This window comes from Cupriavidus sp. 05L411, assembly GCF_056398045.1.
Genome location: NZ_JBFTOQ010000034.1, coordinates 36428 through 54332 on the forward strand (window position 1 = coordinate 36428; position 17905 = coordinate 54332).

The following is a 17905-nucleotide window of genomic DNA, read 5'->3' on the forward strand; positions in this document are numbered from 1 at the left end:
CACCGCCTTACGCATTCCTGCGTCTTAACGTGCCCTTGCGCACGCACGCCGTGCCCGCGGTGCGCCGCTTGCGGTAGCATCTGCCCAGCACCGGCAGCGTTGTCCTCGCCGCGCGGGCTTTTTCCTTTTCCTTCGATCCAGCGCCACCGATGCGGCTTGCCCGCATGGGGGAAGCCAATGACGGCAGTCGGCAGGCCACCGCAAGACGCTACCTCGCCGGCACACGCCGGGAGGCTCGGTGCCACTGCCGCCAGTGGCCGGCGCTGGGCATGGCTGCCAGAGCAGGGCGGCTGGAAATACTATGCGCTGCTCGGCGCCATCGGGGTCCTTGTCCTCGGCCCGCTGGGCGGGATTGCCGCGGCGTACATGAACTTCTCGCTCGGCTTCTTCGTAGGCGGGCAGGTGCTGGCGGGCATTCTCGGCTCCACGGTGACCTACGGCTATGGCGCGGACGGCCGCCATGGCGCGAACTATATCCAGACCATTGCCGCATCGGTCGCCGGCATGAGCGGCATGGCCGTGGTGATCCAGGCGATGACCTGGATGGGCCTGCCCGAGCCGCCGATCTGGCAGTTGATGCTGTACATGCTTTGCGTGGGCATGTTCGGTGTGGGCGTGGGCATGTTGTACATGCCAATCCTGGTCGACCGGCTGCAACTCACCTTTCCCTCCGGGCTGGCGGTGGCCAATATCCTGCGCGCCCTGACGGATCCGGTGCTGCTCAGGCAGTCGGTGTCGCGGCTGGCTGGCGGCACGGCGCTGGGCATCGTCAGCGGCATCGGTGCGGCCCGCGTGGAGCGGCTTGCCGCCATCGATTTGTCCGCGTCCACCTTTGGCGCGGGCATGATCGTCGGGGCCCGCATCGGCGTGGCGGCGCTGGTTGCCGGGCTGGCGGGCCAGGCGCTGATCCCCTTCTTTGTCTCGCTCGGCTGGCTGGCGCCGGGCGATCCCTTTCGCAAGATCACCTTCCTGATTGCGCTCGGCATGATCATGGGCGCCGCGCTGCTCGATATCTCGCTGATCCTGCTCAAGGTGTATCGGCATGGCCGGCAGTTGCCCGCCCGGATACGGCGCGAGCCCTCTGCGGCGGCAGGTGGCGGCAGCCTGTGGCGGATGGTGGCGTGGGTGATGTTCTGGGGGCTCGCGGTGGTGGCGGTGGGCGTGGGCCTGCTGCATCAGCCCGCGGGCTACATGGTGCTGGCGGTGCTGCTGGTGTTCGTGTTCGCCATGGTCAACGGCATCTCGGTGGGCATGGTCGACCAGAACCCGATTTCTTCCGCTTTCGTGCTGTCCGTGATCCTGATGGCCGCGCTGGGTTTGCGTGACCCGAATGTGGGGCTGATCGCGGCGACGGTGCTGCTGGTCTCGACCAGCGAGGCGTGCGACATGCAGCAAGACCGCTCCACCGGCTGGCGGCTCGGCACCAGCCGCACCGTGCAGTTTCGCTTCCAGGTGGCGGGCATCGTTGCCGGCGCGGTGCTGGCGGTGTTGTTCGCCAGGCTGTTCATGCGGGCTTATCCGGAGCTTGCGCTCGACCAGACTGTGCTCTCGGCCGGCGAGCAGCCCCAGCACTGGGCTTCGGCCATGACTTACAAGATCGTCGGCGCGTTGCGCGGCCTGACCAACGACTTGCCGCACCTGCGCACGGCGGTTGTGCTGGGCATCGTTCTTGGGTTGGCCACGGCGGTGCTGCGCCTTCTGGTCAAGTCGTGGCCGCGCTACCAGCGCTTTGCCCGGGCGGGAAGAGGTGGCAGCGTTGCCGATTTCCTGCTGGATGCGGTGGTGCTGCCGTCGCCCTATGCCTCGTCCTTTGGTGGATTCGTCAACCTGCCCACCTCGGCGTGGTTTGCGCTGGGCGGCGTCGTGGCCAGTGTGCTCAACCGCTTGCGCCAGCCCGGAGACGCGCCGGATGCGTTGCCCGAGGACATGAGCACGACATCGCTGGTGGGGGGCGGGCTGATCGCAGGGGATGCGCTGGCGGCGGTCGGGCTTGGCATCGCGGGGCTGCTGTTTACGGCTTTGCGCTAGCGCATGTGAGAAATCGATGACGAGCCTGCCATTTATGACATTTGGCGCGAAGCCCAGCCTCGTGTTCAATTCTATTGAGATGGATCTGAATTCTTTATCCGGGAAGGCGGGGCCACGCCGGAGGCGAGTGGTTCTGGCGCAAAATAGGCCGCGGCAGCTGGGGGGGGGGGGACCTGGCAGCGTGGGCACGCCCGGCCCCGTCGCCACCGCCCTTGTCGCGAGATCGGATGTGCCGGTGGTTGTCGTCAACCTGCCTGAGGCGCAGACGCCATCCCACGTACCCCAAGCATCTCCATGAACGCCACGGAGCTTCCCAGGACGCCGACACATTGAACGCCATCGAATACCCTTTTAACCTCATTGATGCCCCCGTCGCCGGCAGCACGCGGCGCGCTTGCGGAGCCCGCCGATGGTGATGGTCTGGTTGATCGCGCTTCCCTTGCTGGCAGCGTTGCTGTTGTTGCCGGTGCGGCGCCGCGTACGCTTTTTGGCCACGCCCTTCGTGGTGGGCACGCCGTTGCTTGGCCTTGGCTTGCTGCTCAGCGTGCGCAGCGCGGTGTTCGCGGGCCGCACCATTGCCTGGCGCCAGCCCTGGCTCGAGGACATCGGGCTAAGCCTCAGCCTGCGGCTGGACGGACTGGCCTACGTGTTTGCGCTGCTGGTGCTGGGCATCGGGTTGCTGGTCATCCTTTATGCGCGCTACTACCTGCCGCGCAGCGAATCCACCATACGTTTCTTCTCCCTGCTGCTGCTGTTCATGGCGGCGATGCTGGGCGTGGTGCTGTCCAGCAACCTGCTGCTGCTGGCGGTGTTCTGGGAGATGACCAGCATCGTGTCGTTCCTGCTGATCGGCTTCTGGTCCTATCGCTCCGATGCGCGCAAGGGCGCGCGCATGGCGTTGACGGTGACCGGCGGGGGCGGCCTGGCGTTGCTGGCCGGCGTGCTGTTGCTCGGGCATATCTGCGGCAGCATGGAGCTCTCCGTGGTGCTGGCCCAGGCCGGCACCGTGCAGCGCCACCCGCTGTATCCGGTGATGCTGAGCTTGATCTTGCTGGCAGCGTTTACCAAGTCCGCGCAATTTCCCTTCAGTTTCTGGCTGCCGCACGCGATGGCGGCGCCCACGCCGGTGTCCGCCTACCTGCATTCCGCCACGATGGTCAAGGCCGGCGTCTTCCTGCTGGCGCGGCTGTATCCGGTGCTGGACGGCACCAACTGGTGGTTCTACATGGTCAGCCTTACCGGCCTTGCCACGCTGGTGCTTGGCGCGGGCATGGCCTTGCTGCAACGGGACCTCAAAGGCCTGCTGGCGTATTCCACCATCAGCCATCTTGGCCTGATCACGCTGCTGTTCGGCCTGGACACGCAGCTGAGCACGGTGGCCGCGCTGTTCCACATCCTCAACCATGCGGTGTTCAAGGCGTCGCTGTTCATGGCGGCGGGCATCATCGACCATGAGACCGGCACGCGCGACCTGCAAAGGCTGCGGGGCCTGCGCCGCTATATGCCGCACACCGCGTTGCTGGCCATCGTGGCGTCGCTCTCGATGGCGGGCGTGCCACTGTTCAACGGCTTCCTGAGCAAGGAGATGTTCTTCGGCGAGACGCTCGCACAGGGCCTGCTGGGGGATTTCAACTGGATCATCCCGGCGGCGGCGACCCTTGCCGGGGCGTTGACGGTGGCGTACTCGCTGCGCTTTATCTACGGCGTGTTCTTTGGCGGCGAGCCGGACGACCTGCCGAACTATCCGCCGCATGAGCCGCCGCGCTCCATGAAGATTCCGGTGGAGGTGCTGGTTGCCATCTGCCTTGTGGTCGGGCTGTTCCCGGCGTATACGGTGGGGCCCTTGCTGGCGACGGCCGCCCTGGCCACGCTGGGCGGGCCGCTGCCGGAATACAGCCTCAGCCTGTGGCATGGCGTCAATCTGCCCCTGGTGATGAGCCTGGTCTCGATGGGCGGCGGCGGCGTGCTGTTCTTCTTGCGGCGCAACGCTTTTCATCGGACGCACGCGCGTTTTGCCCATCTGAACGCGCGCGATGCATTCGAGGCCGGCATCGACAGCCTGGCGCGGATGGCCGGGCGCATCACCGGCGCATTCGAGACCGGCTCGCTGCAAGGCTACCTGGCGTGGATGCTGGCCGCCATGCTGCTGATTCCCGCCGTCTTCCTGTCGGAGCTGGACACGCTGGCTGGCCCGGTGCCAGCGATCCCGCTCGACCTCATGACGGTGGCGGGGATGGGTTTGCTGGGGCTGTCGGCGATCGGCGTGGTGATTGCCCACCGGCAACGGCTGAACGCGCTTGTGCTGCTGAGCGCGTGCGGCTTGCTGGTGGCACTGCTGTTCACGCGCTTCTCGGCGCCGGACCTGGCGCTGACGCAGGTCTCGGTCGAGGTCGTCACGATCCTGCTGCTGGTGCTGGCCTTGTACTTCCTGCCCGTCGACCGGCCGGATTCGTCCTCGGTGGGCCGGCATGTGCGCGACGGCTGCCTGGCGCTGGGCGGCGGCACGTTGCTGGCCATCCTGGCCTACGCGGTGATGACCCGGCCTTACGACGCGATCTCCTCGTTCTTCCTGGCCAACAGCGTGGAAGGCGGCGGTGGCCATAATGCGGTCAACGTGATCCTGGTGGACTTCCGCGGCTTCGATACGATGGGCGAGATCTGCGTGCTGCTGGTCGCCGGCCTGGCGGTGCAGGCGCTGCTCAAGGGCATGCGCCTGACAGCGCCGCCAGCGGGGCCCAACGGGCTGCCATGGTCAAGCCAGAGCCATCCCTTGCTGCTCGCCATCCTGGCCCGGCTGATGTTGCCGCTGACCATGCTGGTCGCGGTCTTCGTGCTGCTGCGCGGGCACAACCTGCCGGGCGGCGGCTTTATCGCCGCGCTGATCACGGCGGTAGCCTTGCTGCTGCAGTACGTGGCCAGCGGCGTGCTGTGGACGCAGGCGCGCATCGCGCTGAACTATCGCGCGCTGGCCGGTGGCGGCATCCTGGTGGCGGGGCTGACCGGCCTGGGCAGCTGGGCGTTTGGTTTTCCGTTCCTGACCACGGCCTTTGGCCATTTCCACATACCGGTGCTGGGAGAAATCGAACTGGCGACCGCCATGGTGTTTGACCTTGGCGTTTATTTCACGGTGGTGGGCACGACCTTGCTGATCGTGTCCCACCTCGGTGTGCGCGACAAGCGCGTCAGTGTCAACGGCAATGGCAACGTCAATGCGAAGGAGGGGGACTGATGGAAGCCGTCTACGCCGGCACGGTCGGCATCCTGATGGCCTGCGGCATCTACCTGCTGCTGCGTGCCCGCACGTTTTCCGTGGTGGTGGGGCTGGCGCTGATCTCGTACGCCGTGAGCCTGTTCCTGCTGGGGATGGGGCGGCTCTCCACCGGCCGCCCGCCGATCATTGCCACGGGCGCGCAGTATGCCGATCCGCTGCCGCAGGGCCTCGTGCTGACGGCCATCGTCATCGGCTTCGCCATGACGGCACTCGCGGTGGTGCTGGCCTTGCGCTCCCTCGGCATCACGGGCAGCGATCATGTGGACGGCAGGGAAGCGGGCCCGGCGCAGGGCGAGCCGCCGGCCGCCGGCACCCCCGGCACAGACACGGCGAGCGGCCAATGACCCACAGCCTCCAACTGTCGATTCTCCTGCCCATCCTGCTACCGATGTTTGCCGGCGGCCTGCTGGTGGCCGCGCCGGCGCGCTGGGCACGGGCCCAGCGCGTGCTGAGCACCGCGGTCACGCTGCTGTTGCTGCCGGTCGCGGCGTGCATGGTCGGCGTGGCGGCCACGGGCGCCATCATGGTCGATCACATCGGGAACTGGCCTGCGCCGTTTGGCATCGTGCTCCAGCTCGACCGGCTGGGCGCCCTGATGCTGTTGCTGACCGCGGTGCTGGGCGCGGCCGCCGTGGTGGCGGCGGGCCGGGGCGATGCGCGCCTCGGGCGGCATTTCCATGCGCTGTTCCAGTTCCAGCTGATGGGGCTGAACGGCGCCTTCCTGGCCGGCGACCTGTTCAATCTCTTCGTCTTCTTCGAGATCCTGCTGATCGCCTCCTATGCCTTGCTGCTGCATGGCGGCGGGCGGGCACGCATCGGCGCCGGGCTGCACTACGTCGTGCTGAACCTGGCCGGATCCGCTTTCTTCCTGATCGCGATCGGCGTGCTGTACGGGCTGAGCGGCACGCTCAACATGGCGCATATGGGCGTGCGGCTGGCCGGGCTGGCGCCGGCCGATGTGCCGCTGGCCACGGCGGCGGGCGTCATGCTGATGCTGGTCTTCGCGCTCAAGGCCGCGCTGTTTCCCATGGTTTTCTGGTTGCCCAAGGCCTACGCCAGCGCCACGGGCTCGGCCGCGGCGCTGTTCGCCATCATGACCAAGGTGGGCATCTATGCCATCCTGCGCTGCGCCGCGCTGGTTTTCGATGCCCCGGATGGCATGCTGGGCGTGTTCCTGCATGACTGGGTGTGGTGGCTGGCCCTTGCCACCATGGCGTTCGGCGCCCTCGGCGCGCTGGCTGCTCCGAACCTCAAATCGCTGACCTGCTACCTTGTGCTGGCATCGGTAGGGCTGCTGGCGGCCAGCGTGTCGATGCAGACAGCGCAGAGCTGGGCGGGCGCGCTGTATTACCTGCTCAGCACCACGTTGTGCACGGCGGCGCTGTTCCTGCTGGCGGACGCGCTGGAGCCGGCGCCGCCTGCCGCCCCGGCGCGCGAGCCGGCGGCGGTGGTCCGTGGCTCGCGGCTGGCCGGCTTGCTGTTCCTGGTCGCGGCGGTGGCGGCGATCGGCCTGCCGCCGTTATCCGGCTTCATCGGCAAGGTCATGGTCATGCGCAGTGCCTCGCTGCCGGCGGCGGCGGTGTTGTGGCCTTGCATCCTGCTGTCCAGCCTGGCGCTGTTGATTGCGGTCAGCCGCACGGGCACGCGCCTGTTGTGGCGCCTGCCTCAGGATCACGATCCGGAGCGCCATGGCGCTTGCCAGCGCATTGCGCCCGATGGCTGGAAGCTGGGCTGCTGCGCGTTCCTGCTGGTCTGCAGCTTGGCCCTGGTCGTGTGTGCCCGTCCGCTGAGCCAGTATCTTGCCGACACGACCGCCCAGTTGTTCGACCGTGGCGCGTACCTGCGCGCGGTGCTGCCGCCCGGGGGAGGCTGACACCATGTGGAAACGCTTGTTCCCGCATCCTTGGCTCAGCCTGGCGCTGCTAGCGATCTGGTTGCTGCTGACTAATAGCGCATCGCCAGGCAACTTGGTGCTGGGTGCCTTCCTCGGCTGGGCATTTTCGCTGCGGATCGGGGCACGGCTCTGGCTGCGGCCGGTGCGGGTGTCTCGTCCCGACCTGATGCTGCGCTTGTTCGTGCATGTGCTTATCGACATCGTGGTGGCCAATGTGGAAGTGGCCATCCTGGTGCTGGGGCCGGTGTCCCGGATGCGCCCGGCCTTTATCCAGGTGCCGATCGATGTCGAGCACGAGCTGGCGCTGTCCGCGCTGATCGGCATTGTGTCGCTCAGCCCTGGCACCTTGTGCGCCGAACTCAGCGACGACCGCCGCCGCCTGCTGGTGCATGTGCTGGATCTTGACGATGAGGCCAGCCTGATCGCGCTGATCAAGACGCGCTACGAGACACCGTTAAGGGAGATATTCGAATGCTTGCCGTCGTAATGCCGATCTCGCTGGCGATCCTCGGGATCGCCTGCCTGCTGACCTTTATCCGCCTGGTGCGCGGCCCGGGCCTGCCCGACCGCATCGTGGCGCTCGATACGCTCAATATCAATGCCATCGCGCTGATCATGGTGTTCGGCATCTGGCTGCGCTCGGCGCTGTTCTTCGAGATCGCGCTGCTGATCGCGGTGATGGGCTTCATTGGCACCGTCGCGCTGACCAAGTACCTGCAGCGCGGCGACATCATCGAACTCAAGTAAACGGCACCGGGAGACCCCATGGACTTGATGAGCCCCGTCGCGGAAATCGCCACCTGCGCGCTGCTGCTGATCGGCAGCGTCTTCACCCTAGTCGGTGCCATCGGCCTCGTCCGGCTGCCGGATTTCTTCATGCGCCTGCACGGCCCGACCAAGTCGACCACGCTTGGCGTTGGCGGCGTGGTGTTGGCGTCGGTGGTGTTCTTCAGCAACCAAGGCGACGGCCTGAGCCTGCATGCGTTGCTGGTGACTGCGTTCCTGTTTCTTACCGCGCCGATCAGCGCCCATATGCTGGCCAAGGCGGCCATGCAGCAGCGGCTGCCGGTGGACCCGCGCACGCGCGGGCGATTGTGGGATGCGCAGGACCGGGAGCGCAGCGAAGCGCCGGCGCAGGGCGCGGAGCCGGCTTCGCCCCGGGACGCTCGGGGCAACTGAGCGTGCAACCTTCGGTCTTTATCCCTGTTCCCACGAACTGCACCATCCGGCGGCAGCTACCTGCTTGTCGCCAAACAGCACGCAGCCGCCCGTTGCCGGGTTGGCGCCTTCCTGGAACAGCTGGCAGTTGGCGCAGGTCTGGCTGGCGGCATGCCTGGGATATTTGGCCTGGTCCACCTTGCGGGTATCCGCCTTGTAGCCCAGCTTGACCGCCTGCGGATCGGCCTCGTCGAGCGTGGGCGCGGCGGCGTAAGCGCCACGCCAGGCCGGGACGGCGGCGAGGCTTGCGACAACCGCCACCGGCATTGTTTTCATGAATTGACGGCGAGAGGACATGGGGCTTCCTTCTTTCTGTGGGCCGGCGGATATTTTGCGGGGTGTTTCGGCATCCGGCGGGGCGATTGTGGCACAGGCGCTGGTTGCGGGTTGATGCGGCGCCAACCCATCCGAGCGCTTCGCCGCGCCATATCTGTGGCAAACTCGGCGCTAACTTTTTTTGTGCCTGCGCCGCTGGTGCGCATTCAATCCCAAGCCCTCATCAAGTCCAATCAAGCTCATGACCGCGTCCACCAATACCGACACTCTCCGCCAAGCCCTGCAGGAGCCGCTGCCTTTGCAGCTCGCGCCCTTGATGGGCACCGCCTTTGCCGAGGCGGGCGAGGCAGAGCGGTTTGCCATCTATACGGAACCGCCGGAAGCGCCCGGGCGCGATGAGGTGCTCGCTGCGCTGCGCAGCCATCTCGAAGTGCACGCCGGCGACGAGCCGGCCGTTGGCGAGGTCCTCGACAGCGAGGACTGGGAGCCGGGCCAGGCATTCGAGATGGACATGGATACCGATGAGGTTTGCGGCCAGGTGCTGTTCTACCGCCTGATCCTCGCGCGAGACCTGGATCCGGTCGGGTACTGCGCGTTCGAGATCAATGCCGACGAAACCGGCGTGATCTTCGTCACGCTGGTCGAGTCGTGGATTCGCCCGCAGTACCAGCCGCTTGGCCTGCAGCGCGGCTTTGTGCAACTGCTGGCCAATGCCGTCTACGCCTTGCTGGGCGACCTGGATGCGCGGCTGCAGGTGGCGGGCGAGCGCAGCGCGTCGTTCGAGGTCCTGCTGGGGCTGGACCAAGCGTCCACCACGGGGGCGGCGCTGTTGCAGTCGGTCGCCGAGACGCTGAAGGCGTGGACGGTCGCGCCGGATGCTGCCGGGCGCGAGCCGCTGGGCATTACCAGCGTCCGTGTTTCGGTGCTTCCCGCCAGTTCGGCGAGCTAATCGGCGTCGGCCAACATTCCGGCTGCTGGCCTCCAGCTTGCCTGGCAGGCAGCGGGGCCGGTCCACCACGTGCTGCGCCACCAGGTGGCCTCCTATTGGTGGCTTTCGCTCAGGTGCGCGTGATCGATGCGCCACCATCCACCAGGGACGCGGTGCCGGTCACGAAGGCTGAATCGTCGGATGCCAGGTACAGCACCGACCGGGCCAGTTCGTCCGCGCTGGCCACGCGCTTCAGGGCGTGGAGGTTGGTGATAAAGGACTGGGACTCCGCGGTGCTGTTCATGCTGCGGTACATGTCGGTGTCCACCGCCCCGGGCAATATCGCATTGACACGCACCCCTTGCGGCCCGAATTCGGCGGCCAGCGCCTGGGTTAGGCCGATCAGCCCCGATTTGCTCGCCGCATAGGCTGCCACACCGGGGAACGCAAAGCTGTAGCCGACGAACGTCGAGGTGAAGATGACCGAGCCGCCGCCGTTCTTGAGCATTTGCGCGATCTGATGCTTGGCGCCGAGGAAGGAGCCCGTCAGGTTGATCGCGATGGCGTCATTCCAGCCCGCTTCGGAAACACTGGTGCTGGGGCCGGATTCGCCCAGCGTGCCCGCGTTGTTGAACGCGACATCCAGCCTGCCGTAGCGCTCGACCGCCAGCGCGACCAGTGCCTTGGCATAGTCCTCCACGCGCACATCGCCAGCCAACGCGATGGCGTCGCCACCGGCCGCGCGGATCTGCGCGGCCAGTTCGTCCAGTTCTGCCTGGCGCCGCGCCCCGATGACAACCTTGGCGCCCTGGGCGGCAAACAGCTTTGCCGTAGCGAATCCGATGCCGCCGCTGGCACCGGTGACGATGGCGACCTTTCCGGCCAAGCGTTCCATGGCGTTTCTCCCTTTTTCCGTTCGGCGCATGCGGATGGCTCCGCCTGATGGCGCCTGGTTAAGCGAGTATGGTTGCCAAAAGCGATTTTCAACAGGCCCGGATCACAAATTTCACTTAAGCGCATGACGCCATGCAGGGGCTGATGAAGCGTGCACGCCGCCGCGCAAGAAAAGCCTGGCCCGTTTGAAAAGAGTTCCTATATTAGTAAGGCTCAAAGCATGGGGCCTGCTTCGCATCGCTTCATGCGCGCACGCGGGCGCTGCACCCGCGACGCGAATCCAAGGCGAGGGCGCCACGCGTCCTTGATCGATCCGTACGTCCGCATCGGAGAAACACCATGACTAACCCGAAGCTCGAGGTATTGACGCCGCAGAACAGTCAGTTGATTTTCATCGATCACCAGCCGCAGATGGCCTTCGGCGTGCAATCCATGGACCGGCAGGCCCTGAAGAACAATACGGTCGGATTGGCCAAGGCCGCGAAGATCTTCAATATTCCCACCACGATCACTACCGTGGAGTCCGAAAGTTTTTCGGGCTTCACCTATCCGGAATTGCTCGATGTGTTTCCTGGCAAGACGCTGCTTGAACGCACGTCGATGAACTCCTGGGATGACCAGAAGGTGCGTGACGCGCTCGCGGCGAACGGGCGCAAGAAAGTCGTCGTCTCCGGGTTGTGGACCGAGGTGTGCAACAACAGTTTTGCGCTGTGCGCGATGGCCGAGGGCAACTACGAAATCTACATGGTGGCCGACGCCTCGGGCGGCACTTCCAAGGAAGCGCACGACTACGCCATGCAACGCATGATCCAGGCCGGCGTCGTCCCCGTGACCTGGCAGCAGGTGCTGCTCGAATGGCAGCGTGACTGGGCGCACCGCGACACCTATGACGCCGTGATGAAACTGGTCAAGGAGCACTCCGGCGCTTACGGCATGGGCGTGGATTATGCCTACACGATGGTGCACAAGGCCGAGCAACGGACCAGCGACAAGCACGAGGCCCTGCCGGCCGTGCCCGCCCGCTAGCGCTCAGACTGCGCTTTGCTGAACCAGCGGGTGCCGCTTTGCCGCGGCCCCGCTGCATGTCGTTGCCATCGACCGGAGCCTCGCCATGGATGCCACCGCCAAGCCCGAACTGATCCTGATGAACGGGCGCTTTGCCACGCTTGACCGCGCCAACCCGCAGGCCGATGCCGTTGCCATCCGGGATGGCAAGTTCGTTGCCGTGGGCACGCGGCAGGATGTGATGGCCCTGGCGGACAGCGGCACCCAGGTGATCGACCTGCATGGCCGTTGCGTCGTGCCGGGGCTGATCGACAGCCATATGCACATCATCCGCGGCGGGCTGAACTACAACATGGAGTTGCGCTGGGATGGCGTGCGCTCGCTGGCCGATGCCATGCGCATGCTCAAGGAGCAAGTGGCGCGCACACCGGCACCGCAATGGGTGCGCGTGGTGGGCGGCTTTACCGACCAGCAGTTCGCGGAGAGGCGCCTGCCTACCATCGACGAGCTGAACGCGGCCGCGCCGGATACTCCGGTATTCATCCTGCACCTTTACGACCGTGCCATCCTCAACGGCGCCGCCCTGCGTACCGTGGGCTACACGAGGGACACGCCAAATCCGCCGGGCGGCGAGATCGTGCATGATGCCCTGGGCAATCCCACCGGGCTGCTGCTGGCCAAGCCGAATGCGACCATTCTCTATGCGACGCTGGCCAAGGGCCCCAAGCTGCCGCCCGAGTACCAGAAGAATTCCACGCGGCATTTCATGCGCGAGGTCAACCGGCTTGGCGTCACCGGCGTGATCGATGCCGGCGGCGGCTTCCAGAATTATCCGCAGGACTACAGCATCATCGAGTCCCTGCATGCCGAAGGGCTGCTGACCATCCGGCTGGCCTACAACCTCTTCACGCAAAAGCCCAAGGACGAGCTCAGTGATTTCAAGACCTGGGCCGGCAAGGTCAGGCCGGGGCAGGGCGACGACGTCTACCGGCACAACGGCGCCGGCGAAATGCTGGTCTATAGCGCCGCGGACTTCGAGGACTTTCGTGTCGAGCGTCCCGAGATGCCGCCATCGATGGAGGGCGACCTGGAGCCGGTGATCCGGCTGCTGGCGGAAAACCGCTGGCCATGGCGGCTGCACGCCACCTATGACGAGACCATCTCCCGCGCGCTGGACGTCTACGAAAAGGTGGCGCGGGACGTGCCGTTCGATGGCCTGCACTGGTTCTTCGACCACGCGGAGACCATCACCGACCGCAACATCGACCGCATTGCCGCGCTTGGCGGCGGCATTGCCGTGCAGCACCGCATGGCCTACCAGGGCGAGTATTTCGTCGAGCGCTACGGCGCCAAGGCCGCCGAGAGCACGCCGCCCATCAAGCGCATGCTGGAGCGCGGAGTCAAGGTGGGCGGCGGCACCGATGCTACGCGCGTGGCGTCGTACAACCCCTGGGTGTCGCTGTCCTGGATGGTCACGGGCAAGACCCTGGGCGGACTCTCGCTGTATCCGCAGGCCAACCTGCTCGACCGCGAGGCTGCGTTGCGCCTGTGGACCGAGGCCAATACCTGGTTCTCCTCCGAGCAAGGCAAGAAGGGCCAGATCCAGGCCGGGCAGCTGGCCGACCTGGCGGTGCTGTCGAGCGACTATTTCTCCGTGCCGGGCGACGAGATCCAGGACATCACCTCCGTGCTGACCATGCTGGGCGGCAAAGTCGTGTATGGCGATGGCGACTTCGGCAAGCTGGCGCCGCCGCTGCCGCCCGCCATGCCGGACTGGGCGCCGGTGCGCGCTTTTGGCGGCTACCAGCCACGGCGGGCGCCAGGCGCACAGGCGCTGGCCGTGACGGCTGGCTGCGGCTGCGCGAGCGCCTGCGGCGTGCACGGCCATGCACACGCGGGTGCGTGGCAGTCCAGCGCGCCGGTGTCGGATCACCGCGGGTTCTGGGGCGCGTTGGGTTGCTCCTGCTGGGCGTTCTGATGGCAGGGAAGACGCTTTGGTCCGCACCACCATCCTGACCGGCGGCTACTACCGGCGGCTACTACCGGCGGCTACTTCCAGGGAGAAGCACCATGAAACTGTTTCTTGTTTCGTTCGGCGCGGGGATTCTGGTTGGCATCATCTATGCGCTGTTGCAGGTCCGCTCGCCGGCCCCGCCCGCCATTGCCTTGATCGGGCTGCTTGGGATGCTGATTGGCGAGCAGGTGGTGCCTACCGCGAAGCGCTTGATGGCCGGCGAGCCGATCACCGTTGCGTGGTTCCGCTCCGAGTGCGTGCCCAAGATCAGTGGTGCGCCGCCTGCGCCGGCACAAGGGGCGGCGGCAACGGTGGCCAGCACGGGGGACAAGAACGGCACGTAGGTGCCGGCCCACGCGGGGGGCATGGCGCCAGGACCGGGACTTATGCCCCGGCTTGCCCATCTTCAGCGCTATATCGAGCGAGGCTCATGCCCAAAGCTGCTGCGGGTACGGATCTGTCCGTCCAATCCGTGAATCAATAACTCGACCTGCTCGCGCTGGGCGTCGCGCGTGCCGGCCTCCACGGCGTCTTCCTGCGACGCGTGATGCGAGTTGGCATAGCGCGCGCCTTCCTGGATCACATCCCATCCGGAACCATGCGGCAAAACGTGGATGTTTTGGGCTGTCATGACAATCTCCTGTGGGCTTCTAGCAGATAGCAGCTGACTCCATTCTGGTCCAGTGCCAGCACATGGCTATCGGAGACCGTCTGACTTTAATCGTTGTGGGCAGGCGGGTCGCCGACCGGGTCCGGATGGATCTGCATGATGGCGTCGCGCTTTTCCAGCAAGTGGCGCTTGAGGATGGCGCCCAGCAGCTTGCCGTCACGCGCCTCCAGTGCCTTGATCATGTCTTCGTGATCATGCACGGCGCGGTCCCACTTGTCAGTCTGGTGGTTGGAGCGAAAGCGCAGCGCCTTCAGGCGGCGGTTGATGCCCTGGTAGGTCTGGCGCAGCGCGGTGTTGCGCGCCGCCTCGTTGATGCGGTCGTGGATTTCCTGGTTGCGGCTGTAGTAGCCCGGCAGGTCGTTCTGCACGCGGCAGGCCAGCATCGAATAATGCAGCGCCTTGATCTCGGCCAGCTCGGCCGGCGTGATGCGCTCGCAAGCCAGCTCGCCCGAGAAGGCTTCCAGACCGCTCATCAGCTCGAACGTCTCCCAGACTTCCGCCTCCGTCATGCGCGAGACGCTGGCGCCCCGGTTGGGCGAGATCTCGATCAGGCCCTCCGCCGCCAGCACCTTGAACGCCTCGCGCAGCGGCGTGCGGGAGATGCCCAGCGTTTCACATAGCTCACGTTCGTTGAGCTTCATGCCCGGGGACAGCACGCCTTCCACGATGAACTTGCGCAGGTGGTCGACTACCGTGTCGTGCAGCCGCTGGCGCTCGACCTTGGGGAGGACCGCGGCAGGGCGCGTGAGGTCGCTGCCAGATGGATTCTGCATTCAAAGTCCTTATCTTTGCGTTTTTCGCATTCTACTGCATCTCCTGGCAGGCACCCAAATTCGGGGTAAACACCCAGTGTTCAGGCCAAAACAGCGCTTGGATGTGGCGCGGTTCGTCTGCTAAAGTATTTTGAATGCAAAATGCATAATTCACAAAGGAGGGACAACCCATGATCAAACTCGACTTCCACCCCGCCGGCCGCCACTTCCTGCAGATCCCCGGCCCGAGCCCCGTGCCCGACCGGATCCTGCGTGCCATGAGCTACCCGACCATCGACCACCGTGGCCCGGAGTTCGGCGCGCTGGGCCGCAAGGTGCTGGCGGACATCAAGAAGATCTTCAAGACCGAGCAGCCGGTCATCATCTATCCGGCCTCTGGCACCGGCGCCTGGGAGGCCGCGCTGACCAATACGCTGAGCCCCGGCGACACGGTGCTGATGTTCGAGACGGGTCACTTCGCCACGCTGTGGAAAAAGATGGCGCAAGCGCTCGGGTTGAAGCCGGAATTCCTCGGGCTGCCCGGCATCGAGGGCTGGCGCCGTGGCGTGCAGGCCGACATGATCGAAGCCCGCCTGCGCGCCGACAGCGCGCACGTCATCCAGGCGGTGTGCGTGGTGCACAACGAGACCTCGACCGGCGTGACCTCCGACATCGCCGCGGTGCGCCGCGCCATCGACGCGGCCGGCCACCCGGCGCTGCTGCTGGTGGACACCATCTCCGGCCTGGCCTCGGCGGACTATCGCCACGACGAGTGGGGCGTGGATGTGACGGTATCGGGCTCGCAGAAGGGGCTGATGCTGCCGCCGGGGATCAGCTTCAATGCGCTGTCGCCCAAGGCCATCGCGGCCAGCAAGGCGGCAAAGCTGCCGCGCGCGTTCTGGGCCTGGGACGAGATCATCGAAGCCAACAAGAACGGCTACTGGCCGTACACGCCGAACACCAATCTGCTCTATGGCCTGTCCGAGGCGCTGGACATGATCCTGGAGGAGGGCCTGGACAACGTCTTCGCGCGGCACCAGCGGCTGGCCGAAGCCACGCGCCGCGCGGTGCGGGCCTGGGGCCTGGAGATCCAGTGCGCGGACGCCTCCGTGTACAGCCCCGTGCTGACGGGCGTGATGATGCCCGACGGCGTGGATGCCGACGACGTGCGCAAGCGCATCTATGAACGCTTCGACATGTCGCTGGGACAGGCACTGGGCAAGATACGCGGCAAGATGTTCCGCATCGGGCATCTCGGCGACTGCAACGACCTCACGCTGATGGCCACGCTGTCCGGCTGCGAGATGGGGCTGAAGCTCACCGGCGTGCCGGTGGCGGCCAGCGGCGTCGTGGCGGCGATGGAGTACCTGGCATCACATGCGGATAGCCCGGTGCTGAAGGCCGCGGCATAAGCCAGCACGGGAGGGCCGGGCGGCCTTCCTGAACCGCGCAACGCAATAACAAGCGAGCGAGTGCAAGCAGGCATGGCTTCACCCCTGGGGTGAGGCCAGGGACAGGTGTTGCCCATTTTTGCTGTTCGGCAGCCGTGGCACCGCCTGTGCGCAGTAGCGGGAACCGGCCATAGAGCCGGCCGCGATGAATTCGCCCTGGCCCCGGCGTCCCGCCGGGCGGGCAGGAACAACACAACGGAGACAAACCATGAAGCGCCTGCGTGCAACCAGCGTCGTGCTGGGGATGTTATGCATCATGTATTTCATCACCTACCTGGACCGCGTCAATGTGAGCACGGCCGCGGCCGGCTTTGGCCAGGAGTTCAACCTCAGCAAGACCGAGATCGGCCTGGTGTTCTCGGCCTTTGCCTATCCCTACCTGGTGTTCCAGATCATCGGCGGCTGGGTGAGCGACCGGTTCGGCGCCAAGCGCACCCTGATGGTCTGCGGCGTGCTGTGGGCCGTTGCCACGTTGCTCACGGGCTTTGCCGGCGGTCTGGTTTCCCTGCTCGCCGCGCGCTTGCTGCTGGGCCTGGGCGAGGGCGCTACCTTTCCGGCGGCCACCGCCGCCATGGCACGCTGGGTGCCCAAGGAAAAGCGCGGCTTCGCGCAGGGCATCACCCATGCCTGCGCCCGGGTCGGCAACGCCGTGGCCCCGGCCGCGGTCGTCGCCATCATGGCGGTCTACGGCTGGCGCGAGTCGTTTTACATCTGCGGCGCGATCAGCCTGGTCTGGGTGGCGCTGTGGGCGGTGACCTTCACCGAGCATCCGAAGGACCATCCCCGCATGACTCCGGCAGAACTCGAGACGCTGCCCGCCCCCAGGAAAAAGGCTGCCAACGTGCCCTGGCGCCGCCTGTTCAAGCGCATGGCCCCCGTGACCATCGTCTACTTCTGCTACGGCTGGACCCTGTGGTTGTTCCTGAGCTGGATTCCGCAGTACTTCCTGCATAGCTACGACCTGGACCTGAAGAAGTCCGCCATCTTTGCCTCCGCCGTATTCTTTGCCGGTGTGATCGGCGACACCCTGGGCGGCATCGTCACCGACAAGCTCTACGACCGCACCGGCAGCCTGAAGCGCGCGCGCAGCGGGATGGTGGCGGTCTGCATGCTGCTGACCATGTTGTCGCTGCTCCCCCTGCTGTTTACGCACAACCTCTATGTCTCGATGGCTTGCCTGGCCGCCGGCTTCTTCTTTGCCGAGATGACGATCGGGCCAATGTGGGCGATTCCCATGGATATCGCGCCGGAGCATTCCGGCACCGCGAGCGGGATGATGAATTCCGGCTCGGCGCTGGCCGCGATCATCTCGCCAGTGCTCTCGGGCTACCTGATCGACCGCTTCGGCAGCTGGGAGCTGCCCTTTATCGGCAGCATGGTGCTGATGGGTATCGGCGTGATCCTGGCCTTGCGCATGCAGCCTGAGAGCAAGTTCGAAGCCGAGCCCGCGGATGCCACGAAGCCGTTGCGCGCCTGAGCCACGCAGACATGCCAACCGACCCGC

At 66.0% G+C, this 17905-nt stretch carries 17 protein-coding genes; 13 read left to right on the forward strand and 4 right to left on the reverse strand.

The genetic code is table 11. The features are described from left to right. Nucleotides 1-177: 177 nt before the first annotated feature. The 7 genes from AC1DQR_RS29845 (at nucleotide 178) to AC1DQR_RS29875 (ending at nucleotide 8372) form a co-directional block, all read left to right on the forward strand. The gene (locus AC1DQR_RS29845; RefSeq protein WP_477134286.1) at nucleotides 178-2028 is read left to right on the forward strand and encodes an OPT/YSL family transporter; all 1851 of its coding nucleotides are present in this window, start codon (nucleotides 178-180) and stop codon (nucleotides 2026-2028) included. 409 nt (nucleotides 2029-2437) lie between these two features. Next, nucleotides 2438-5257: a monovalent cation/H+ antiporter subunit A gene (locus AC1DQR_RS29850; RefSeq protein WP_416052681.1), complete on the forward strand. Its 2820-nt coding sequence runs from the start codon at nucleotides 2438-2440 to the stop codon at nucleotides 5255-5257. Beyond that, entirely contained in the window at nucleotides 5257-5643 is a 387-nt protein-coding gene (locus AC1DQR_RS29855; protein ID WP_416052680.1) for a Na+/H+ antiporter subunit C, read from the forward strand. The genes AC1DQR_RS29850 and AC1DQR_RS29855 overlap by 1 nt, the downstream gene beginning before the upstream one ends. Further along, nucleotides 5640-7172: a monovalent cation/H+ antiporter subunit D gene (locus tag AC1DQR_RS29860; protein WP_477134287.1), complete on the forward strand. Its 1533-nt coding sequence runs from the start codon at nucleotides 5640-5642 to the stop codon at nucleotides 7170-7172. Before AC1DQR_RS29855 ends, AC1DQR_RS29860 begins: the two co-directional genes overlap by 4 nt. 4 nt (nucleotides 7173-7176) lie before the next feature. Beyond that, nucleotides 7177-7680, forward strand: coding sequence for a Na+/H+ antiporter subunit E (locus AC1DQR_RS29865; RefSeq protein ID WP_416052678.1), 504 nt, complete (start codon nucleotides 7177-7179; stop codon nucleotides 7678-7680). Further along, a complete protein-coding gene (locus AC1DQR_RS29870) occupies nucleotides 7665-7940 on the forward strand; it encodes a K+/H+ antiporter subunit F (protein WP_043355509.1) in 276 nt (91 codons plus the stop codon). Before AC1DQR_RS29865 ends, AC1DQR_RS29870 begins: the two co-directional genes overlap by 16 nt. A gap of 24 nt (nucleotides 7941-7964) precedes the next feature. Then, on the forward strand, nucleotides 7965-8372 hold the full coding sequence (locus tag AC1DQR_RS29875) for a Na+/H+ antiporter subunit G (RefSeq protein WP_416053271.1): 408 nt from the start codon (nucleotides 7965-7967) through the stop codon (nucleotides 8370-8372). Nucleotides 8373-8390: 18 nt separating this feature from the next. On the opposite strand, the gene AC1DQR_RS29880 is transcribed toward AC1DQR_RS29875, so the two are convergent. Further along, nucleotides 8391-8708, reverse strand: a complete 318-nt coding sequence (locus AC1DQR_RS29880) for a high-potential iron-sulfur protein (RefSeq protein ID WP_174425926.1) — start codon at nucleotides 8706-8708, stop codon at nucleotides 8391-8393. A gap of 220 nt (nucleotides 8709-8928) precedes the next feature. On the opposite strand from AC1DQR_RS29880, the gene AC1DQR_RS29885 reads away from it, so the two are divergent. Then, nucleotides 8929-9636: a hypothetical protein gene (locus tag AC1DQR_RS29885; protein WP_416052677.1), complete on the forward strand. Its 708-nt coding sequence runs from the start codon at nucleotides 8929-8931 to the stop codon at nucleotides 9634-9636. Between the two features lie 109 nt (nucleotides 9637-9745). On the opposite strand, the gene AC1DQR_RS29890 is transcribed toward AC1DQR_RS29885, so the two are convergent. Further along, a complete protein-coding gene (locus AC1DQR_RS29890) occupies nucleotides 9746-10510 on the reverse strand; it encodes an SDR family oxidoreductase (protein ID WP_416052676.1) in 765 nt (254 codons plus the stop codon). Between the two features lie 338 nt (nucleotides 10511-10848). Between AC1DQR_RS29890 and AC1DQR_RS29895 the strand changes: the two genes are divergently transcribed. From AC1DQR_RS29895 to AC1DQR_RS29905, 3 genes are all read left to right on the forward strand, one after another. Further along, entirely contained in the window at nucleotides 10849-11535 is a 687-nt protein-coding gene (locus AC1DQR_RS29895) for a hydrolase (protein WP_416052675.1), read from the forward strand. An 85-nt stretch (nucleotides 11536-11620) separates the two neighbouring features. Next, complete coding sequence (locus AC1DQR_RS29900) at nucleotides 11621-13492, forward strand: amidohydrolase (protein ID WP_416052674.1); 1872 nt, start codon at nucleotides 11621-11623, stop codon at nucleotides 13490-13492. A gap of 92 nt (nucleotides 13493-13584) precedes the next feature. Further along, entirely contained in the window at nucleotides 13585-13872 is a 288-nt protein-coding gene (locus AC1DQR_RS29905) for a XapX domain-containing protein (RefSeq protein WP_416052673.1), read from the forward strand. A 68-nt stretch (nucleotides 13873-13940) separates the two neighbouring features. On the opposite strand, the gene AC1DQR_RS29910 is transcribed toward AC1DQR_RS29905, so the two are convergent. Then, a complete protein-coding gene (locus AC1DQR_RS29910) occupies nucleotides 13941-14159 on the reverse strand; it encodes a DUF2188 domain-containing protein (RefSeq protein ID WP_416052672.1) in 219 nt (72 codons plus the stop codon). Between the two features lie 86 nt (nucleotides 14160-14245). After that, nucleotides 14246-14971, reverse strand: a complete 726-nt coding sequence (locus tag AC1DQR_RS29915; RefSeq protein ID WP_150984617.1) for a GntR family transcriptional regulator — start codon at nucleotides 14969-14971, stop codon at nucleotides 14246-14248. A gap of 170 nt (nucleotides 14972-15141) precedes the next feature. Between AC1DQR_RS29915 and AC1DQR_RS29920 the strand changes: the two genes are divergently transcribed. Both AC1DQR_RS29920 and AC1DQR_RS29925 read left to right on the forward strand, forming a co-directional pair. Continuing rightward, on the forward strand, nucleotides 15142-16362 hold the full coding sequence (locus tag AC1DQR_RS29920; protein WP_416052671.1) for a pyridoxal-phosphate-dependent aminotransferase family protein: 1221 nt from the start codon (nucleotides 15142-15144) through the stop codon (nucleotides 16360-16362). Between the two features lie 247 nt (nucleotides 16363-16609). After that, on the forward strand, nucleotides 16610-17878 hold the full coding sequence (locus AC1DQR_RS29925) for an MFS transporter (protein ID WP_416052670.1): 1269 nt from the start codon (nucleotides 16610-16612) through the stop codon (nucleotides 17876-17878). Nucleotides 17879-17905 lie beyond the last annotated feature (27 nt).